We start from the raw sequence: 20,614 nt of genomic DNA on the forward strand, positions 1-20,614 counted from the left end.
GAGCAGTCCTTTTCGCATTCCGTGCGCGCCCTCGTGCCGTCTGGGGGTATAAGGCTAGCAAGTGTTTATTTGCGAGGCCTAAGGGGCGCCCCGTATGGATATCGATAACTTTGAATGGTGGTATAGCGAGGGCGAGGTTCCGGACGAGGAGTGGGACGAGCCCGCGCCGCATGACGTGTCGAGCGACGAGGACGAGAGCGGCAACGACACCGTCGAGACGGATGCCGCTTCCGACTCGGCCGAACCCCTAACCTTTGAACAGGCCTGGGCCCAGGCTGAGGCCGACGAGGCAAAGGCCGATGCTACGGCCACACTGGGTGAGCCGGCCGACATGTCCATCTCGCCGGCAAAGACTCCGCAGCCGCGTCACACTATCGACCCAGACAGCACGGCATCCTTTAGCATTCTCGACGTGCCCGCGCAAGGCGCTCAGGCGCCTGCGCCCACGCATCGCCCCGATCTGGCTCGCGAGGAAGGCGCGGGCCGGCGCTCTCCGCTCGGCCCCATCCTCATTGCCTTCATGGCCGGCGTTATCGCCTGCTCGGCAATCGGCAGCGTTTGGAGCCATGTTGAGCAGCAGCGCCAAGACGCCGCCAAGGTCGAGATCTCCGTCGAACAATCGCTCAGCCGTACGCGCTCGGTGCATGTGTCGGTCGAGGTCAAGGACGGCGCGACGTGGGATACCGCGCGCGGCGACAGCCAGATGCTCATCCATATCGTGGGCCGTACGCTCAAGGGACAAGCGATCGACGAGCACCAATACGTCAATTCCGAAGGTGACGGTATCGAGCTCAAGCCCGGCGACTACGAACTTACGGTCGATGAGCCACCTGTCGCCACCGACGGCACGCGTTTTCGTGCCTCGAAAAGAATGGTTCCCGCGAGCTTTAACTCGCGGGCGCCCGATACGGTCGACACCACCTCGCAGGGCGGGTTTGACCTTTACGTGGATACCCAGTAGGCGCTCGCCGCCCATTTCCGCTATGGCTACTCAATAATCGCCTGCCGTCCCGTCCCGCCGCCAAGAGTGGGACAATAGTTCTCGACACTATTGTTTACTTTTGGAGGAAGTAGCATGTCTACCGTCACTACCATCAGGCGCGGCGGCCTCACCGCGGCCATCGATTCCATGGGCGCCCAGCTCACGAGCCTTGCCCTCAACGGCAACGAGTATCTGTGGCAGGGCGATCCCGCTTTTTGGGGCAAGCATGCGCCCATCCTGTTCCCCATTGTGGGCTCGCTGCGCAACAACACGGCGACGTCTGCGGCCGGCAGCTGCGAGATGGCGCGCCACGGCATCGCGCGTATCGTGGAGCACAAGCTGGTCGAGGTGTCGGAGGACGGTTCGTCCGTCACCTACGAGATCACCGATACGCCCGAGTCGCTCAAGGCCTTCCCGTTCCACTTTAAGCTCAACATGACCTATGCCCTGACTGGCGACGCCACTCTTACGCAGACCTTTGCCGTCACCAACACCGGCGACGTGGACCTGCCGTTTTCGGTGGGCGGCCACCCCGCATTTAACGTGCCCGTTCCCGGTGCCGAGGACGAGGCGTTCGAGGATTACGAGCTGGCGTTTACCGAGGCTTGGACTAACGAGGCCCCCATCATCACGCCCGATGGCCTTATGACGTTCGAGGGAAGCTACAAGGCTCCCGATAACTCGGACGTGCTGCCCATCACACACCGCAGCTTCGACAACGACGCCATTATGTTCACCGATACCCCGGGCTCCACGCTCACGCTGCGCAGTCGCAAGTCGGGCCACGGCGTCAAGATTGACTTTGAGGGCTTTAAGTACATTGGCGTGTGGTCTGCCGCCAACGACGCCCCGTTCGTGGCGCTCGAGCCTTGGACCGGACATACCACCATGGACACCGAGGACGACGTCTTCGAGCACAAGGTCAACACCATCACCTTGGCTCCCGGCGCCACCGACAAGCGCGCCTTCGAGGTTACGCTGCTCTAGAGGTTCCGCCGTTCTAACGAACGGCGGACCGGTCGACGCTGCGCGCCACCCAGAGCGACAATTTGTCATTCAAAAGGCAAGGCATGACCAGAAGGTCTATGCCTTGCCTTTTTCATGCCAACTTGTTCGCTCTGGGTGGCGCTCGCTGGCATTGCCGAATCATCGACGTCCCCAACGACTGTCCCCGATGACTACTTGTTTGACTGGTCGTTTAAGAACGTCCCCAACGGCTACCAATCGTTTTCAGTTTGTTAATTTGTATATATGCATCTGCTGGAGGCAACGCTGAGCGGTATCCTGTTAAGTCATTAGCATACGATTCAACAGGGAAGGCAGATTATGCATTCTCCCCATCAGCGCGACGTGCATCCACAGCCGGTGTGCAGCCGTCGCATCTTCTTGGGTAGCGCTCTTGCCGCGAGCGCTTCCGCCGTCGCCGGCGCGCTCGCCGGCTGTCAGCGCCCGTCCACGCTCAAGGTGGTTCAGCCCACGACGGGCGGCGGTCGCGACGACCTGTCCGATTCCGTGATCGGCAAGGATAAGATCCGCATCGGCATGGAGGCGGCCTACGCCCCGTACAACTGGCAGGTTTCCGAAGCCAGTGAGTACACCATCCCCATCGACAACGTACAAGGCGCCTATGCCGATGGCTACGACGTGCAGATCGCCAAGATTGTCTGCAAGGCCCTCGGTGGCGAGCCCGTTGCCGTCAAGCAGAGCTTCTCGGGCCTTATCGATTCGCTCAACAACGGCCAGATCGACCTCATCATCGCCGGTATGAGCGCCACGCCCGAGCGTGAGGAGTCGGTCGGCTTCTCCGACCCGTACTTTATTGGCTACTTTGGCCTGTTCGTAAAAGAGGGTTCCCCCTACCAAAACGCCACCAAGCTCAGTGACTTCAGCGGCGCCACGGTGCTCGGCCAAAAGGACACCATGCTCGATACCGTCATCGACGAGATCCCGGGCGTCGTTCACAAAAACCCGGTCGACTCCGTCCCCACGGTGTTCTCGAACCTGCTGCAGGGCACCTGCGACGCCGTGACGTACAACACCGAAAACGAAAAGGGCTACATGGCCCAAAATCCCGGTATCGTCCCCATTCATTTTGCCGAGGGCGAGGGCTTTAAGCAGGAGGTCGCGGCAAACGTCGGCTGCCGCAAGGGCTCGGACAAGCTGCTTAAGCTCATCGACAAGACGCTCAAGGGCGTCAGCCAGGAGGAGCGCGACCAGATGTGGGACGCGTGCCTCGACCGTCAGCCGGCATAGGGAGGCAGCATGAAAGCCATCAATCGTCTGGTCTCCTTTATCAAAGCCGACCATCGTTATGTGTACCTGGGCACGAGCGTCATCGCGGCGCTCGGACTGGCGTTTAGCCAGCGCAACCCCACGCCGCTGAGCTTCCTGGCCCCCACGGGCGTGTTCCAAGATTGCCTTTGGGCGATCCTGTGGGCGTGGCTCGTCGTGTCGGCGGCGGCGCTGGTCACCAAGCTTATGCACTGGAGCGACTATCGCGAAAAGTCGCCGTTCGCATCCGAGCGTTTCCGTCGTGGAGCACGCTTGGGCAGTTACGTCGCGGCCGCCATCGCGGCAGTTTTCTTTATCGACCGCTGCGTCATGTCGTTTATCGACCTGGTGCAGGTGAGCATTGTCTCGGATTCCAACCCCAGCGACTTTTTGTCGAGCCTGGTCTACATGACCTACAAAAGCGGCGACTTCTTCATTCGCGGCATCGAGATCACCGTCGCACTTGCGACCTTCGGCACCGTTATCGCCTTTTTCCTGGCACTGCTCTTTGTGTTTTTGCGCATTCAGACCTTCGATCGCGTGGACAACGACCTGGTGCGCTTCTTTAAGAGCATCGGCCGCGGCTTTACGACCGTCTACTCTACCATCGTGCGCGGCACGCCCATGATGGTCCAGGGTCTGCTCATCTATTACGCGGGCTTCACCGTTTTGCGCGGCATGGGCTTCGAGACCGCCCAGGCCAACCAGATTTGGAGTACCTTTACCGCCGGCCTCGTCACCATCTCGCTCAACTCCACCGCCTACATGATGGAGGTCCTGCGCGGCGGCATCGAGTCCATCGATTCCGGTCAGGCCGAGGCGGCGCGCTCGCTGGGTCTGTCGCAGTGGCAGGCTATGCGTAAAGTCGTGTTTCCCCAGGGCATTAAAAACGCGATTCCGGCGCTCACCAACGAGCTCATCATCAACATCAAGGACTCGTCGGTGCTCTCGGTCATCGGCGTGTTCGACCTCATGTACGCCACTACCACCGTCGCCGGCGTGTACTACCGCCAGATGGAGGTCTACTGCGTGACGCTCGTGGTCTACCTAATCCTGACGCTCGTGGCGAGCCGCCTGCTCGAGGCCTTTGGCAAAAAGCTCGGCGCCGAGGCCCCGGCCACGCTGCCCAGCTCCAACTAGGCTCAAGACGAGGAGAATCATCATGGCAGATACCGCCACTACCGGCGCTGCGGCCGCCGCACAGATCAATGAGCCGCTCATCCGCGTCGAGGGCCTGCACAAGAGCTTCGGCTCGCTCGAGGTGCTCAAGGGCATCGACCTGTCCGTTAACCCCGGCGAGGTCGTTACCATTATCGGCGCTTCGGGTTCGGGCAAATCGACCTTTCTGCGCTGCCTCAACCTGCTCGAGACCCCGGACGCGGGCCATATCTGGTTCCATGGCCAGGACCTCACGGCCGAGCGCTGCAACATTAACAAGCTGCGTGAGGACATCGGCATGGTGTTCCAGGGCTTCAACCTGTTTAACAACATGGACGTGCTCGATAACTGCACGCTTGCGCCCGTCACGCTCAAAAAGATGAGCAAGGCCGAGGCCGAAAAGGTCGCGCTGGAGCATCTGACGAGCGTGGGACTCGAAAAGTTCGCGCACGCCGCCGTGGGTCGCCTGTCCGGTGGTCAAAAGCAGCGCGTGGCCATCGCTCGTGCCCTATGCATGAATCCGCAGATCATGCTGTTCGACGAGCCGACCTCCGCACTCGACCCCGAGATCGTGGGAGAGGTGCTCGAGGTCATGCGCAAGCTCGCTGCCGACGGCATGACCATGGTCGTCGTCACGCACGAGATGGCCTTTGCCCGCACCGTGTCCGATCGCGTGGTCTTTATGGACAAGGGCGTGGTCCTCGAGGACGCCGCGCCGGCGGAGCTCTTTGGCAACCCCAAGCACCAGCGTACCCGCGAGTTCCTCTCGCGCTATCTTGAGGACAAATAACCAACCGCAAATGTTTGCATGGCAGGGCCGTTCCGGTGGGGCGGCCCTCGTCATCACAATCGAAAGGATGTCATGGCCGAGGTTTGGCGCTTCTTTGCGCATGAGGATGATTTTGCCGATTTGGACGAAGTTGGCGCGTGCGAGCGTCTGGGGCGCGTGCTGTCGTTTCCGACCGTTTCGAGTATGGATGCCGAGGCGGTGAACTGGCAGCCGTTCGATGACCTGCGCGCCTATATGCAGCAGGCGTGGCCACATGTGTTCGCGGCGGGCGAGGTCGAACTCATCGACCACTCGCTGCTGGTGACACTTGGCGGTTCCGACCCTGCCCTCAAGCCCGTTATGCTCATGGGCCACATGGACGTGGTTCCCGTGGTGCCCGGCACCGAGGCCGACTGGACGCATGCCCCCTTTAGCGGTCACGTGGACGACACCTACATTTGGGGTCGCGGCGCTATCGACATGAAAGACCAGGTCGCAGGTATTCTCGAGGCGGTTGAGTATGCGTTGGTGCACGGCTGGGAGCACGAGCGGACGCTGCTGCTCGCCTTTGGCCAGGACGAGGAAACCACGCAGTATGGAGCGGGGGCCATCGGCCGCGTGCTCGAGGAGCGCGGCGTTGAACTTGAATACCTGATCGACGAGGGTGACTACCGTATTGTTTCGGCTGCCGAGTACGGCGCGGGCGAGGGCTGGCTTATGCATGCCGACCTTGCCGAGAAGGGCTATGCCGATATCGTGCTCAAGACGAAGAGCGAAGGCGGACATTCGTCCAACCCCTACGGCGGCACATCGCTCGAGGTATTGAGCCGCGCTATCGCCGCAATCTGCGATATCGAGTGGCCGACGCGCGTGACCGATCTGCTTGCCGCGCAGCTTGTCGAGTTGGGGCTCTACACGGCGGATGAGATTGCCGCCAACGGAGGCGTCATTGTTCGCGACTGCCTCGCCAGCAACAAGCTCTATCCGCTCGTGACCACTACCTGTGCGCCCACGCAGATTGAGGGCGGCAGCACTGGCGCCAACGTGATGCCGCAGGATATGTGGGCCAATATTAACTTCCGCATGCTCGAGGGCACGGGCGTGGCTGATGTTGTTGATCGTTGCCGCGAGGCCGTTGCCGCTGCGGGCCTTACCGGGCGCGTGGAGGTCGAACTTGGCCCCGGCAGCTCAGAACCTTCGCCGTCCCCACGTGTTGGCGGACCGGGGCTCGAGGCCGTTCGCGCTATTGCCGCCCGCTACTTTCGTGATCAAAAGGGGGCGGAGGAAAACGTACCGAATGCGGCGGGCGGGGCTGCTGTCGGCATTGTGCCCTCAACTGTGATCGGTGCCACCGATGCGGCTAACTATCAGCGTATTTGCTCTGAATGCATTCGCTTTTCGGCGTTTGTGGTCGACGATGACGAGTGCGATCGCGGTGTCCACGGCACCAACGAGCGCATTACCCGCCGTGCCTACCTCCAAGGTGTCCACTTTTTCATCGCTCTGCTTCAAACGCTCTAGAATGTGACAAAGCGACAGTCCCTTTGTTAGCCGTTGTAGTCGTTGGGGACGTTCTTAAACGACTCGTCGTTAAGGAACGTCCCCAACGACTACGTCCACTCATTCCGTGCGGGTTATATGCAGGTTTGCCTGCGCACGCTATCATATATGGGTTAGACCGCAACTATGTACCCTATACGCGAAGGGATGCGCATGTATCTGAAAATCGACATGTTCTAGCTGGGCTTACCCCGCAACGGCGCCATGCGCCCCATCAATTCCGCCGATTTTCACCTTCACGCATATAAAGGAGTTCCGCCATGCGCGACAAGCTCGAAAAGATCATCAAGGCCTACGAGGAGCTCGAGAAGAAGCTTTCCGACCCGGCCGTCGCCTCCGACATCAAGGAGTTCACGCGTCTCAACAAGGAGTACGCGCACCAGTCCGACCTCATTGCCGCTGCGCGCGAGTACATCGGCGCGCTCGACGACATCGAGGCTGCCAAAGAAATGCTCCGTGACACTACCGATGCCGACGAGAAGGAGATGCTCCAGATGGACATCTCCGAGAACGAGGACAAGCTTCCCCAGCTCGAGGAAGACATCAAGTACATGCTCATCCCGAGTGACCCCAATGACGACAAGAACACCATCGTCGAGATCCGCTCCGCCGCAGGTGGCGACGAGGCGGCCATTTTCGCCGGTGACCTGTACAAGATGTACCAACGCTTCTGCGAGTCGCGTGGCTGGAAGACCACCGTGCTCGACTCCAGCCCCAGCGAGGCCGGCGGTTTTAAGTCCATCGAGTTCAAGGTCGAGGGCGACCGTGTCTACTCCGTCATGAAGTTCGAGTCCGGCGTGCACCGTGTCCAGCGCGTTCCCAAGACCGAGTCCCAGGGCCGCATCCAGACCTCCACGGCAACTGTCGCCGTGCTTCCCGAGGCCGAGGAGATCGACGTTCAGATCAACCAGTCCGACCTGCGCATCGATACCTACTGTGCCTCCGGTCCTGGCGGTCAGTGCGTTAACACCACCTACTCCGCCGTGCGCATTACCCACCTGCCCACCAATACCGTGGTGCAGTCGCAGGAGCAGCGTTCCCAGATTCAAAACCGCGAGGTCTGCATGCAGATGCTGCGTGCCCGTCTGTACGAGATGGAACTCGAGAAGCAGCAGGCCGAGCTCGGCGCCGAGCGCCAGAGCCAGATTGGCCACGGAAACCGTTCCGAGAAGATCCGTACTTACAACCAGCCCCAGGACCGCGTGACCGACCACCGTATCGGTTTCAACTCCACCTACAACGGCGTCCTTCTGGGCGACCAACTCGGTGCCGTCATCGAGGCGCTTGCCGCCGCCGAGCGTGCCGAGAAGCTGGCACAGGCCGTGTAGTAGGTTCCGCCGTTCTACCGAACGGCGGACCGGCCGACGCTGCGCGCCGCCCAGGGCGACAATTTGTCATTCAAAAGGCAAGGCATGACCAGAAGGTCTATGCCTTGCCTTTTTCATGCCAACTTGTTCGCCCTGGACGGCGCTCGCTGTCCGTCCTCTACCTGCGGCGGGTAGTCATTGGGGACTTATGCTCAGCCTGCGGCGCCTCAGAGGTAGTCATTGGGGACGTTCTTAAATGACTAGGTTGGGTAAATTACTTTTCGAGTTTATTTAATCTGCTTTGTTGGAAATTGAGCTGTCTACCTGCTTAAAGTAATTAACAACCTTCATCTGCTATTGAAAATATTGCTCGAAAAATCGTCCAAGAAGTCGCGGGGCCATTTTTGGTGCGTCGCACGTTAAGTGATTTGGCAAGTTCTTGGTTAGATATTGGTCAGTTTTGGGGCAACCTTGCCAAAAGCTTGACGAATGCAAATCTAGACGTCGGCGAATGAACACTTTGAACGAGCCCGGTGCAAAATTCTGGGCTGATTCTCGATAATCGCTTCCAATCGTCTCTTGCCGCGTGCCGCCCTCGCGTACAATCTGCTCCGACATTCGCGCGCCGCCCGGCGCTTAAGAGGGGAGGACCCATGGCAAACGAGATCTGGACCATCAGGCGTTGTCTCGAGTGGACCAAGGAGTACCTAGCCGAGCGCGGCGAAGAGCACCCCCGTCTTTCTGCCGAGTGGCTGTTGTGCGCAGCCACAGGCCTAGCGCGCATCGACTTATATATGCGTATGGACGACACGCTCGATGCAGCGCAGCTCGAGACCATGCACGCGGCGGTTGTCCGTCGCGCCAAGGGCGAGCCGCTGCAGTACATCACCGGCAGCACGCAGTTCCGCATGATCGACGTCGCGTGCGCCCCCGGCGTGCTCATTCCACGTCCCGAGACCGAGATGCTCGTCGAGGAAGTCCTCAATTATCTGGATGCCGAGGTTCTGAGCCCCGAGGCTGCCACCCGCCAGCGCGTAGAGTTGCCATGGAACGACGAGGTCGAGCAGGCGCGTAAAGCCGAAGTCGCATTGGCTGACGAACGCGCGACTGCCGAGCGCCGTGCCGCCAACCTCACGGCTGCCGATGAGGCGGCGTTGGGCGGAGACGTGCTGGGCAGCCGAGCTTATGCCGAGGAGCTGGCCGATCGTGAGGCCGAGGAAGCCGCCGCGCAGGCAGCTGAGGCCGAGACCGCGGAAGTCGCTGAGCCCGAGCTCGACGAATACGGCATTGCCATCGAAGGCGTCGAACAAGAGACGGCCCTAGTGCAGGATGCCGCCGCGTCTGTGCCTGCCGACCCCCGCATTGCCCGAGTTCTCGAGGTCGGCTGCGGCACGGGCTGCATTTCGCTCTCCCTTGCTTGGGAGCGTCGCGGCCATGTCGCCTGCACCGCTACCGATATCGAGCCGCGTGCCATCGACCTGGCCACCAAAAACCGCGATGCACTCGGGCTTACGTCCGATGAGGTCGCCTTCAGCCTCACGAACCTGGTGAGCTCTATCCCCCGCGAGGAGTGGGGCACCTTTGACGTGCTCGTTTCCAACCCGCCTTATATCCCGACTGACGTCATGCGCTCGCTGCCGCACGAGGTCAAGGACTTTGAGCCCGATTTGGCGCTCGAGGGCGGCGCCGATGGCCTTGATATCTTCCGCCGCCTGCTCAATGCGGCGCCCTATATGCTGCGCGCCGGCGGCCTGTTTGCCTGCGAGCTCTATGAGGGTGCCCTCGACGCCGCGGCCGAGCTCTGCCGCCAGGCGGGTCTTTCGGACGTACGCATCGTCCGTGACCTCACCGATCGTCCCCGCATCGTTCGAGCTATCGTCACCGAGCCCAAACAACGTCAGTAAAGTACGAAACGTATTGGCGGCGCGGCGGCGGGAGCGCTGCGCCGGAAATGTAAAGAGGCTTGTCACAGCTCAATTACCCCTCACTTTCACCGACTGCTATAGCCGCTCACCAAACCAACATGCGCTGTGGACAAATAGGTTAAACGTTTCGTGCGAGAATGCCCCTCAGTAAACAAACTTTCACCAGAGCGTAAGGGGCTGGCATACACATGCAGACGGTCTATCGGGTATTCGAGGGAGCGCGCGAGCCGCATCGGCTCGCCGTCGAGCGTACGGCCGAGGTGCTCGGCCGTGGCGGCCTGGCCCTGATCCCAACCGAGACCGTCTATGGCGTCGCTGTGGCAGTCAACACCTTCTCGGACGCCGTGCCCCAAGATACAAGCGAATCTCTGCCGTGGCCGCGCGATCCGCAGGCTGCCGTCAACGGCGCCGCGGTGCCCGCGCTCGGTACCGGCTACCGTCGCATCTTTACCCTCAAGCAGCGTGAGCTCACCCAAACGGTCGCCTGGCTGGTCGATGATGCCGAGGCCCTCGACCGCTACGGCGTGGATATCCCAGAAGAGGCACGCATACTTGCCCGACGATGCTGGCCGGGCGCCCTGACTATTGTGGTCAAGGCGGCTCCCTGCGTGCCGACCTTTATGCGTGCCGCCGACGACACGGTGGCTCTTCGCGCGTCGGCCTCGCCCGTGGTACAGGCGCTCATTCGCACCTGTGGCAGCCCACTTGCCTGTACGAGCGCCAATACACACGGCGCGCCCGCACCGGCAAGCTTTGCCGACGTTGAAGACCGCATTCTAGAAGGGGTCGACGTGGCCGTCGACGCGGGCGAGACGCCGTGCCGCGACGCTTCGACCATCGTGTCGTTCCAGCACGGCGGGCTCCAGATCCTGCGCCAAGGCGCACTTCCCGCGTCAGAGATTGAGCGGGTCCTGTCCGACCCGATGCAACAGAAAGGTGTAAGCGATGTCGTTGAATCTGGGCAGCCTGGGCATGGAAGATGCCTCGTTTGACTTTGGCGGTTCCTACATCATGGCGCTCGACTGCGGCACCACCTCGGTACTTGCGACCATCGTCGACGAGTACGGCTGCATTGTCGCCCAAGCGCGCCGCAGCGTCAAAACCAGCTTCCCGCGTCCCGGCTGGGTGGAGCAAGACCCCATGGCGGTCCTTGCCAGCCAGATTGCGGTCATGATGGAGGTTCAGTTTAAGAGCGGGATTCATTCCGATCGCATCGCCGCCATCGGTATCTCCAATCAGCGTGAGACCACGGTGGTCTGGGACCGCGTGAGCGGCCAGCCCATCTATAACGCCATCGTATGGCAGTGCCGTCGCACCGCGTCTCTGATCGATAATTTGGTTGAGCAGGGCGCAGAAGAGCTGGTGCGCTCCCGCACGGGGCTTACGCTCGACCCGTATTTCTCGGCCTCCAAGGTGCAGTGGATTCTCGACAACGTCGACGGCGCACGCGAGAGCGCGGCGGCGGGCGACCTCATGTTTGGCACCATCGACACCTGGCTCATCTACAACCTCACCGGCAGCCAGGTCTTTGCCACCGACTACACCAATGCCAGCCGCACGGCACTCTTTAATATCCATACGCTCGATTGGGACGACGACCTGCTGGCGCTCTTTGACGTTCCACGTTCCATGATGCCCGAGGTTCGTTGGAGTTCGGGCGACTACGGCCGCGTCGCGAGCGACATCATGACCAACATGCCATCCATCATGGGCGTGGCGGGCGACCAGCAGGCGTCGCTGTTCGGCCACTGCTGTTTCCATCCCGGCCAGACCAAAAACACCTATGGTACTGGTTGCTTTATGCTCATGAACACCGGCGACGAGGTCGTCGAATCCAAGAACGGTCTGGTCTCCACCATCGGTATCGCCGCGGACGGGAAGATCAGCTACGCACTCGAGGGTTCCATCTTTGCCGCCGGCTCCACCATGAACTGGCTTCGCAACAACATGGGCATCATCTCGAGCGTGAGCGAGTCGGCACAACTCGCCGCTTCGATTAACGACAACGAGGGCTGCTACTTCGTTCCCGCCTTTGCGGGTTTGGGCGCTCCCTGGTGGGACCCGCGTGCCCGCGGTATCGTGTGCGGTCTGACCGGCGCCTCGAGCCGTGCGACCATCGTACGTGCCGCCTGCGAATCCATGGCATATCAGAGCTACGACGTGCTGCGCGCCATGGAGCAGGACGTGGGGCTTTCGATCGAACGCCTGTCTGTCGATGGCGGCGCGTCGCGCAACGAGTTCATCATGCAATTCCAGGCCGACCTGCTGGATATCCCCGTGCTGCAATGCGAGACGGTGGAGACCACGGCAATCGGTGCCGCGTACTTGGCGGGCCTTGCCGTCGGCTATTGGGAAGACCTGGAAGAGCTGGAGCAAAATGCCCAGATCGTTAGGACCTTCCTTCCCCACATGTCCGCCGAGCGCCGCGAGCAAAACCTTGCGGGCTGGCGCGATGCGGTCAAGCGCTCGCTCAGTACCGCACAGTAGGGCTGCGACGGGCCACTCGATACAGCAAACCGCTAAACTTGTGTATGGCGCGCGGCGGCAACATCGCTGCGCGCCATGCCAGCAAGGTCGTTTTACGGCCGCAACGAAAGGGGCAATCAACTCATGACCGTTACCTACGATGCGTCCCGTGTGACGCTTGTCGATCATCCGCTCGTCCAGCACAAGCTGTCGATCCTGCGCGACAAAAACACCGGCACCAATCAGTTCCGCCAGCTCGTGCGCGAACTCGCGCTTTTTGACGGCTACGAGGCCATGCGCGACCTGCCTATGGAAGACGTCGAGGTCGAGACCCCCATCACTACCGCCACGTTCAAACAGCTCGCCGGCAAGAAACTCGCCATCGTGCCCATCCTGCGTGCGGGCCTTGGCATGGTCGACGGCATCCTCGACCTGGTGCCCTCCGCTCGCGTGGGCCACATCGGTATGGAGCGCGACGAGGTTACCCACGAACCGCATGAGTATTACTGCAAGATGCCCAAGGATATCGACCAGCGCATCTGCCTGGTTGTCGACCCCATGCTCGCCACGGGCGGTTCGGCCGAGATGGCCATCAGCTACCTGCGCGAGCGCGGTGTCAAGGACATCCGCATGCTGTGCATCGTCGCGGCCCCCGAGGGCCTCAAGTCGCTGACCGAGAAGGACCCAGATGTGCATATCTATACCTGTGCCATCGACGACCATCTCAACGAGGCTGCCTACATCGTTCCCGGCCTCGGCGACGCCGGCGACCGCATCTACGGCACGCTCTAGTCGCTGGGCATGGGCAGCTGCACGTGCTCATTCGTGCATGATTGGTGCGTGCGGGTGTACGAGTGACGCCTGCACGCATATTTATGAGTGTCGTCGCAGTCACAGAGGGCCCAAAACGCGCTATACCGTAGGTACGGTATAAAGAGTGTCTTAAGAAAATGTACAGTTGTGTATTAACTTACGTTTTTCCACTTGTCATCGCGTGTTCGGTTCGTACAATAGTCAACAACGCTGTCGCGCTGCGCTTACGCGGGTGCGGCGGCGTTTGTCAAGTACGCTCGTCGGCCATCGCGACCCATTCGTCCTCAGTGCTCGGCCTTTTGTCCGTTTGACACCCCAAGGGGCTAAAGACGCGATTAAGGTTGGGTAACAGTGCATTGATTTTGCAATCATGCGCCCTAAAATACTAGGACGATGTGAGCGGGGTATGGCTCCATGTGGGCTATATGTCGCGAGAAGGGAACGCACATGCCGGTTGAGCTGGCAGGCCACGTGCCGTTCATCGCAACGGGATTCGTCGTCGGTCTTGTTGCATTTTTGCCGTTGTACCTTGCGCTTGCTTCGGTGCTGGCGCATCGACGCGATGCCAACATGACGGTAGGCATGTTGGGTATCATGGTGTCGTTTGCGGTGCTCTTTATGGGCGTCGTAATTGTGCACCTGGTAGCCCCCGTGGCGCTCATCGCCTTTTTGTGCGGCGAGCTCGCCGGGTTTTTGATTTGTTGGATCGTGATCGCCTGCATGGTGATTATGAAGGATTAAAGGCGTTGCCCCACCTTGGTGCGGGCAAACAGGGAAGGTGGAATCTTGGACGCATTTGCCAAGTTACCCAGCGCGATCGCCGAGCTCGTCGCTGAGTTCTCCTCGGCTCCGGTCGTGGGTGACCTTAACGCGGGCCTGACGCAGTACTCGTTCTGGCTGCTTATCGCCGCTGTCGTCATGTTCGTGGTCTTTTTCGCGTTTACTAAGAAGCAGAAGGTTGTCCCCGAGGGCTTCTTCGTTAACGGCGTCGAGTGGGTCATCGAGTACGTGCAGGACGATATCGCCAAGGGTGTCGTTGGCGACAACTGGAAGAAGCACTTCCCGTTTTTGGCCTCGCTGTTCTTCTTTATCCTGATCAACAACTTTATCGGCCTCATCCCCGGCATGAAGCCCGGCACCGGTGCCATCGGCTGTACCGCCGCCCTCGCACTCGTATCGTTTGTGTACTTCATCTATTTCGGTATCAAGAAGCACGGCTTCTTTGGGTACTTCAAGAGCCTCGCCCCTGCGGGCGTCGCCTTCCCCATGAACGTCTTCGTGTGGGTCATCGAGCTCTTCTCGCTGTGCCTGCGCCTGGTCACGCTCGCCGTCCGTCTGTTCTGCAACATGTTCGCCGGCCACATCGTCATGGGCTCGTTCGCCATCATGGCCACGCTCTTTGCCCAGCCGATGCTGGAGCACTTTACGGCCATGAACGCCGTGGGCGCCCTGCCCAGCGTGGCGTGGGTTTTGATTCTTTTGGTAATCTACGCCGTCGAGCTGATCGTTGCCTTTGTTCAGGCATACGTTTTTACGGTCCTCGAGGCCGTGTACATTCAGATCGCAGAGGCTGACGCCCACTAGCGGTCGCATTTATTTGGTGTTCGGAGGCGCGGCACCCGCGTGCGCCTCTACAACATAGGTATTTATCCTGCGCACACGCGCACGACAAAGGAGGAATCGTGGGAGTTATCGGATATGGTCTCGGCGTTATCGGTGCCGGTCTCGCAATTGGTCTTGCAGCATTCGGTGCTACGGGCGCTATGGCTCGTCAGCCTGAGGTCCAGGGCCGTGCCTTCACCGTCTTCATTCTTGCATCTGCATTCACCGAGGCTCTGGGCCTGATCGGCTTCGTCGTTACGCTGATTTCGTAATTGAGCACGAAGGTAGTCGCCATGAAGCATTTCAACCACGCGAAAGTCGCTGCTGCGCTGACGGGCGCCATGCTCGCCATGCCGGTGTCGGCATTCGCCGAGGAGTCTGAGAACAAGGCCGAGATCCTCGTCCCCAAGATGGCGGAATTCGTCCCTGCACTCATTGCCTTCCTCATCATCTTCATCGTTTTGGCCAAGTTCGCCTGGCCGCAGATTCTGCAGACGATGGAAGAGCGCGGCAAGCGCATCAAGGACAGCCTCGATGAGGCTGAGACCACCAAGCGCAAGGCCATCGAGGCCCGCAAGGAGTCCGACGCCCTCCTCACCGACGCCCGTCGTCAGGCTGCCGACATCGTGACCGCCGCCCGTCAGGACGCCGAGTCCGAGCGCGCCCGCATTGTCGCCAAGGCTCACGAGGAGGCCGAGGACATCATTGCCAAGGCCCACGCCAACGCCGAGGACGAGCGCAACTCCATCTATGCCGCCGCTGCCGGCTCCATCGCCGATCTTTCCGTCTCCGTTGCGACCAAGATTGTCGGCGAGGCCCTCGAGAACGACGACGAGCAGCGTCGTCTGATCGAGCGCTACATAAAGGAAGCAGGTAGCCTGAATGCCTAACAGCCGCATGGAGAACAGGGTTCTCGAGACCTATGCACGCACCCTCCTGGAGGCCGCTAAGGCCGAGGGCCGTGTGTTCCGCGATCTTCACGAGCTTGAGGTCATCGCGAACGCCAGCCCCGAGGTGCTTGCTGTCCTCGGTACCGTGTTCGAGCGCGGCCAGCTCGATCTTCTGCCGCAGATTGCATCGGCTTATCGGATGGTAACCGCGACCGACGAGGACGTCGTAGGCGTCACCGTCACCACGGCTGTCCCGCTCGATGACGAGCTGCGCCGCACGATTACCGAGAAATGCGAGGCCGATCTAAAACGCAAGGTGTTCCTGATCGAGAAGGTCGATCCGTCCATCATCGGCGGTCTGATTCTCGAGGCCCGCGGCCAGCGTCGCGACGTTACCGTCAAGACCCAGCTGCGCGCAGCGCGTGAGGCCCTCGGTTCCACGATTTTGAATAACGGAGGTGAAGCCTAGTTATGTCCGATACCCTCAATGCCGAAAGCATCGCCCGCGCCCTGCAGGCGAAGCTCGATGGCCTGGCGGCTACCGTCGACACGCAAGAGGTTTCCCATGTTGACGAGGTTGGCGACGGCATCGCGCGCGTCTCGGGACTGCGCAACGCCATGGCCGGCGAGCTCTTGGAGTTCAAGAGCTCCGAGACCGGCGAGACCGTCTACGGCCTTGCCCAGAACCTCGACCGCGATGAGGTCGGTGCTGTTCTGTTCGGCGCCGTCAACGTCATCAAGGAAGGCGACGAGTGCCGTACCACCGGTCGCGTCATGGATATTCCCGTGAGCCGCGCCATGCTCGGTCGCGTCGTCAACCCGCTGGGTCAGCCCATCGACGGCCTGGGCGATATCGTCGCCACGCACCGTCGCCCCATCGAGTTCAAGGCCCCCGGCGTTATCGACCGCACCCCGGTCTGCGAGCCGGTTCAGACTGGTCTGCTCGCTATCGACTCCATGGTTCCTATCGGCCGTGGCCAGCGTGAGCTCATCATCGGCGACCGTAAGACCGGCAAGACCGCCATCGCGATCGATGCCATCCTCAACCAGCGCGGTAAGGATATGGTCTGCATCTACGTCGCTATCGGCCAGAAGGCCTCTACGGTTGCCAACATCCGTGAGACCCTCGCCCAGCACGGCGCACTCGACTACACCATCATCGTCTCGGCTACCGCTGCCGACTCGGCCCCTATGCAGTACATCGCCCCTATGGCCGGTGCCGCTATCGGCGAGTTCTTTATGTACAACGGCGAGAACGGCGAGCCCGCCAGCGAGACCAACCCCGGCGGCCATGTGCTCGTCATCTACGATGACCTATCCAAGCAGGCTGTCGCCTATCGTCAGATGTCGCTGACGCTGCATCGTCCGCCCGGACGCGAGGCCTATCCTGGCGACATCTTCTACCTGCACTCTCGCCTGCTCGAGCGTGCCGTCAAGATGTCCAAGAAGAACGGCTACGGATCCATGACGGCCCTGCCGGTCATCGAGACCCAGGACGGCGACGTTTCGGCCTACATTCCGACCAACGTCATTTCCATTACCGATGGTCAGATCTACCTGCAGTCCGAGCTCTTCTTCCAGGGCCAGCGCCCGGCAGTCGACGTCGGCATCTCGGTGTCGCGCGTCGGTGGCTCCGCTCAGACCAAGGCCATGAAGCAGGTCGCCGGCAACCTCCGTCTGGACCTTGCCGCCTACCGTGAGCTCGCCGGTTTTACCCAGTTCGGTTCCGACCTGGATGCAGCCACCCAAAAGCAGCTTACCCACGGTGCGCACATGACCGAGCTTCTTAAGCAGCCGCGCTTTAAGCCGTTCGACGTCGCCGAGCAGATCGTTACGCTGTTCGCCGGCAACGAGGGCTTTATCGACGACCTGCCCCTTTCCGAGGTGCTGCCGTTCCGCGCCGAGCTGCTCGAGTACATGAATGCTGGCTTTGGCGGCTTGCTGCAGAAGGTCCGTACCAACAAGATCGACGGCGAGACCAAAGAGCAGCTGCTTCAGGCCATCACCGATTTCAAGAACGAGTACGCCTCCAAGCATGCCTCCACCGCGAGCGCAGCTGAGGGCGCAGAGGAGAACTAAGCTCTATGGCTAACCTTCGCGACATTAAGAAGCGAATCTCCTCGGTCACGAGCACCAAGCAGATCACGCGCACGATGGAGATGGTCTCTACGGCCAAGATCCGTCGCGCGCTCGATCGAGCCACGCAGGCTGAGCCCTACAAGAAGGCGCTCACCGACGTCATGCACACCGTTGCGAGCGATACAGAGACTGTCGGCGACAACCCCATGCTCAAGACGCATGAGGAGTTCAAGCGCGGTCTGATCATCGCGATCACGTCCGATCGCGGTCTGGCGGGCGGCTTCAACGTCAACGTTGAGCGCACCTGCGAGAAAATCGCTCGCGAATGGGCACATGATGGCGCCGAGTGCGAGATCATCGCATGCGGTCGCAAGGCGAGCGAGTATTTCCGCAGCCGTGCCAACACGGTCATGCACTTCGAGGGTTCCTCGGCCGACCCGAGCCTCGAGGATGCCCGCATGATCGCGAGCTATATCTGCGACGAGTACTCCAAGGGTCAGCTCGACCGCGTCGAGATCGTGTACCATCACGCTCGCAACCGCGTCGATCAGGTTCTTCGTACCGAGCATTTGCTTCCGCTCGACCCCGAGATGATCGCCATGGCACATGGCCCGCGCAAGAACGCAGACGAGGGCCCCGAGCGCGTTTCGTCCTCGTTCAAGTTCGTGCCGAGCGCCCAGCATGTGTTGGCTGAGCTGGTCCCCAGCTACATCCTGACCGTCATTCACCAGGCGCTGATCGATTCGGCCGCCGCCGAGCAGGGTGCGCGCCGTAAGGCCATGCACTCCGCCACGGAGAACGCGTCGTCGATCATCTCGACTCTTACCCGTACGTATAACCGCGTGCGTCAGGCTTCCATTACCACGGAGATCAACGAGATCGTGGGCGGAGCCGCAGCATTGGAGGAACACTAATGGCAGATACCACCGTTAAAGCGGCGGTCGAGGAGGCCACGGCACGTCAGACGGCCGGTGAGGGACGTATCGTCCGTATCATCGGCGCAGTTGTCGACGTTAAGTTCGATGGCGCTGTCCCCTCGATCTACAACGCGCTCACGGTCGAGGCCGATACGCCGATGGGTCACATCAGCACCATCCTGGAGGTTGAGTCTCAGCTTCCCGGCGGTGTCGTTCGTACCGTCGCCATGACGTCGACCGACGGCTTGCAGCGCGGCGTCGTCGCGGTCGACACCGGCGCACCCATGAAGATGCCCGTCGGCCCCGAGACCCTCGGCCGCATTTGGAATGTTATGGGCCAGCCTGTCGATGGCAAGCCCATGCCCCAGATCGATGAGTTTTATCCCATCCATCACCCGGCACCTCATTTCGACGAGCTCACTACCAAGACCGAGATCTTCGAGACCGGCATTAAGGCCGTCGACCTGCTCGAGCCCTACATCCGTGGCGGCAAAACTGGTCTGTTTGGTGGCGCCGGCGTCGGCAAGACCGTTCTGATTCAGGAGCTCATCAACAACCTCGCCCAGGAGCATGGCGGCACCTCGGTGTTCACCGGCGTTGGCGAGCGTACCCGTGAGGGTACCGATCTGTTCCTCGAGATGAGCGAGTCTGGCGTTATCGACAAGACCTGCTTGGTCTACGGTCAGATGAACGAGCCGCCTGGAGCGCGTCTGCGCATCGGTCTGGCCGGCCTCACCACCGCTGAGTACTTCCGCGATCGTGGCCAGGACGTCCTGCTGTTCATCGATAACATTTTCCGCTTCTCCCAGGCCGGTTCCGAGGTTTCCGCCCTTCTGGGCCGTATGCCGTCCGCTGTTGGCTACCAGCCCACGCTGGCTACCGAGATGGGCGACCTCCAGGAGCGCATCACCTCGACCAAGACGGGTTCCATCACCTCCGTTCAGGCTGTCTACGTCCCTGCAGACGACCTGACCGACCCGGCTCCCGCCACGACGTTTACGCACCTCGACGCCACGACCGTTCTTTCGCGTTCCATCGCCGAGCTCGGTCTGTATCCCGCAATCGACCCCTTGGCTTCCTCTTCCGACGCCCTGGATCCCTCGATTGTCGGCGAGGAGCACTATCGTGTGGCCGTCGCAGTCCAAGAGCTGCTCCAGGAGTACTCCGACCTGCAGGACATCATCGCCATTCTGGGTATGGACGAGCTTTCCGAGGAGCAGCGCCTTACGGTCAACCGTGCCCGTAAGCTCCAGCAGTTCCTGTCTCAGTCCTTCCACGTCGCCGAGCAGTTCACCGGCAACCCCGGTGTCTACATCCGTGTCGAGGACACGGTCCGCTCGTTTGCCGCCATTGTCGACGGCGAGTGCGACGACCTGCCCGAGCAGGCGTTCCGTTATGCGTCCACGATTGACGACGTGCGCGAGCGCGCCGCCAAGATGGAGGAGAAGTAGTGGCTATGCAAATCCGCATCGTGTGTCCGGAGAGCTGCGCCTATGAAGGCGAGGCGGCATTTGTCGCCCTGCCTTCCACGGACGGCGAGTTCGGCATTCTTCCGCGTCACGCTAGCGAGATCTGCACGATCGATCGCGGCTACGTTCGCGTTTGTGATAAGCAAATGGGCACCGTCGACCACACGTTTGCTGTGGACGGCGGCTATGCCCAGGTTGCGGACGATGTCGTGATTGTCCTCGCCGAGCGCGCTTGCGATTTGGCGACCGTCGATGCCGACAAGCTTAAAGCTGATATTCAAGGTTTTGAAGAGAAGCTGGGTAATTTGTCGGAGGATGATGCACGTCGCGCCTACCTCTATAATGAAATCGCATGGTGTAAGCTCATGCTTGCCCAATAGTCAAACGATTTGGCGTTCGACTATTT

At 60.9% G+C, this 20,614-nt stretch carries 20 protein-coding genes; all 20 read left to right on the forward strand.

The genetic code is table 11. The features are described from left to right. Positions 1–94 precede the first annotated feature (94 nt). The 20 genes from ACTQVX_RS05545 (at position 95) to atpC (ending at position 20,588) form a co-directional block, all read left to right on the forward strand. A complete protein-coding gene (locus ACTQVX_RS05545; RefSeq protein WP_441560515.1) occupies positions 95–961 on the forward strand; it encodes a hypothetical protein in 867 nt (288 codons plus the stop codon). A gap of 114 nt (positions 962–1,075) precedes the next feature. Beyond that, positions 1,076–1,969: an aldose 1-epimerase family protein gene (locus tag ACTQVX_RS05550; RefSeq protein WP_427719707.1), complete on the forward strand. Its 894-nt coding sequence runs from the start codon at positions 1,076–1,078 to the stop codon at positions 1,967–1,969. A 339-nt stretch (positions 1,970–2,308) separates the two neighbouring features. Beyond that, positions 2,309–3,235: a transporter substrate-binding domain-containing protein gene (locus tag ACTQVX_RS05555; RefSeq protein ID WP_427794053.1), complete on the forward strand. Its 927-nt coding sequence runs from the start codon at positions 2,309–2,311 to the stop codon at positions 3,233–3,235. Positions 3,236–3,244: 9 nt separating this feature from the next. After that, a complete protein-coding gene (locus tag ACTQVX_RS05560; RefSeq protein WP_441560517.1) occupies positions 3,245–4,393 on the forward strand; it encodes an amino acid ABC transporter permease in 1,149 nt (382 codons plus the stop codon). Between the two features lie 22 nt (positions 4,394–4,415). After that, positions 4,416–5,201 carry an amino acid ABC transporter ATP-binding protein gene (locus ACTQVX_RS05565; protein ID WP_427747814.1) on the forward strand — a complete coding sequence of 262 codons (786 nt, stop codon included), beginning with the start codon at positions 4,416–4,418 and terminating at the stop codon, positions 5,199–5,201. Between the two features lie 72 nt (positions 5,202–5,273). Next, positions 5,274–6,701, forward strand: coding sequence for a M20/M25/M40 family metallo-hydrolase (locus ACTQVX_RS05570; RefSeq protein ID WP_441067853.1), 1,428 nt, complete (start codon positions 5,274–5,276; stop codon positions 6,699–6,701). Between the two features lie 299 nt (positions 6,702–7,000). Next, positions 7,001–8,068 carry a peptide chain release factor 1 gene (gene prfA / locus ACTQVX_RS05575; RefSeq protein ID WP_154518366.1) on the forward strand — a complete coding sequence of 356 codons (1,068 nt, stop codon included), beginning with the start codon at positions 7,001–7,003 and terminating at the stop codon, positions 8,066–8,068. Positions 8,069–8,700: 632 nt separating this feature from the next. Beyond that, positions 8,701–9,951, forward strand: coding sequence for a N5-glutamine methyltransferase family protein (locus tag ACTQVX_RS05580; protein WP_441031993.1), 1,251 nt, complete (start codon positions 8,701–8,703; stop codon positions 9,949–9,951). A 209-nt stretch (positions 9,952–10,160) separates the two neighbouring features. Beyond that, positions 10,161–10,964, forward strand: a complete 804-nt coding sequence (locus ACTQVX_RS05585; RefSeq protein WP_441540811.1) for an L-threonylcarbamoyladenylate synthase — start codon at positions 10,161–10,163, stop codon at positions 10,962–10,964. Then, the gene (gene glpK, locus ACTQVX_RS05590) at positions 10,918–12,459 is read left to right on the forward strand and encodes a glycerol kinase GlpK (protein ID WP_441540812.1); all 1,542 of its coding nucleotides are present in this window, start codon (positions 10,918–10,920) and stop codon (positions 12,457–12,459) included. The genes ACTQVX_RS05585 and glpK overlap by 47 nt, the downstream gene beginning before the upstream one ends. 123 nt (positions 12,460–12,582) lie before the next feature. Continuing rightward, positions 12,583–13,230, forward strand: a complete 648-nt coding sequence (upp, locus tag ACTQVX_RS05595) for a uracil phosphoribosyltransferase (protein ID WP_040359658.1) — start codon at positions 12,583–12,585, stop codon at positions 13,228–13,230. Positions 13,231–13,698: 468 nt separating this feature from the next. Continuing rightward, a complete protein-coding gene (locus ACTQVX_RS05600; RefSeq protein ID WP_441031998.1) occupies positions 13,699–13,992 on the forward strand; it encodes a hypothetical protein in 294 nt (97 codons plus the stop codon). Between the two features lie 45 nt (positions 13,993–14,037). Further along, positions 14,038–14,835 (forward strand): F0F1 ATP synthase subunit A, encoded by a 798-nt coding sequence (gene atpB, locus ACTQVX_RS05605; protein ID WP_441032000.1) that lies wholly within the window; start codon positions 14,038–14,040, stop codon positions 14,833–14,835. A gap of 98 nt (positions 14,836–14,933) precedes the next feature. Continuing rightward, positions 14,934–15,125: an ATP synthase F0 subunit C gene (locus tag ACTQVX_RS05610; protein ID WP_303941830.1), complete on the forward strand. Its 192-nt coding sequence runs from the start codon at positions 14,934–14,936 to the stop codon at positions 15,123–15,125. 21 nt (positions 15,126–15,146) lie between these two features. Further along, positions 15,147–15,743: a F0F1 ATP synthase subunit B gene (gene atpF, locus ACTQVX_RS05615; protein WP_441554924.1), complete on the forward strand. Its 597-nt coding sequence runs from the start codon at positions 15,147–15,149 to the stop codon at positions 15,741–15,743. Next, positions 15,736–16,212 carry a F0F1 ATP synthase subunit delta gene (locus ACTQVX_RS05620; RefSeq protein WP_427727743.1) on the forward strand — a complete coding sequence of 159 codons (477 nt, stop codon included), beginning with the start codon at positions 15,736–15,738 and terminating at the stop codon, positions 16,210–16,212. Before atpF ends, ACTQVX_RS05620 begins: the two co-directional genes overlap by 8 nt. Positions 16,213–16,214: 2 nt before the next feature. Beyond that, positions 16,215–17,822 (forward strand): F0F1 ATP synthase subunit alpha, encoded by a 1,608-nt coding sequence (atpA, locus tag ACTQVX_RS05625; protein ID WP_427727745.1) that lies wholly within the window; start codon positions 16,215–16,217, stop codon positions 17,820–17,822. 5 nt (positions 17,823–17,827) lie between these two features. After that, the gene (gene atpG, locus ACTQVX_RS05630) at positions 17,828–18,736 is read left to right on the forward strand and encodes an ATP synthase F1 subunit gamma (RefSeq protein ID WP_441041458.1); all 909 of its coding nucleotides are present in this window, start codon (positions 17,828–17,830) and stop codon (positions 18,734–18,736) included. After that, positions 18,736–20,190: a F0F1 ATP synthase subunit beta gene (gene atpD, locus ACTQVX_RS05635; protein ID WP_427727748.1), complete on the forward strand. Its 1,455-nt coding sequence runs from the start codon at positions 18,736–18,738 to the stop codon at positions 20,188–20,190. Before atpG ends, atpD begins: the two co-directional genes overlap by 1 nt. A gap of 5 nt (positions 20,191–20,195) precedes the next feature. Then, positions 20,196–20,588, forward strand: a complete 393-nt coding sequence (gene atpC / locus ACTQVX_RS05640) for an ATP synthase F1 subunit epsilon (RefSeq protein WP_427727755.1) — start codon at positions 20,196–20,198, stop codon at positions 20,586–20,588. Positions 20,589–20,614: the final 26 nt, after the last annotated feature.

The organism is Collinsella sp. LCP19S3_A6 (genome assembly GCF_052122015.1).
Classification (GTDB): Bacteria; Actinomycetota; Coriobacteriia; order Coriobacteriales; family Coriobacteriaceae; genus Collinsella.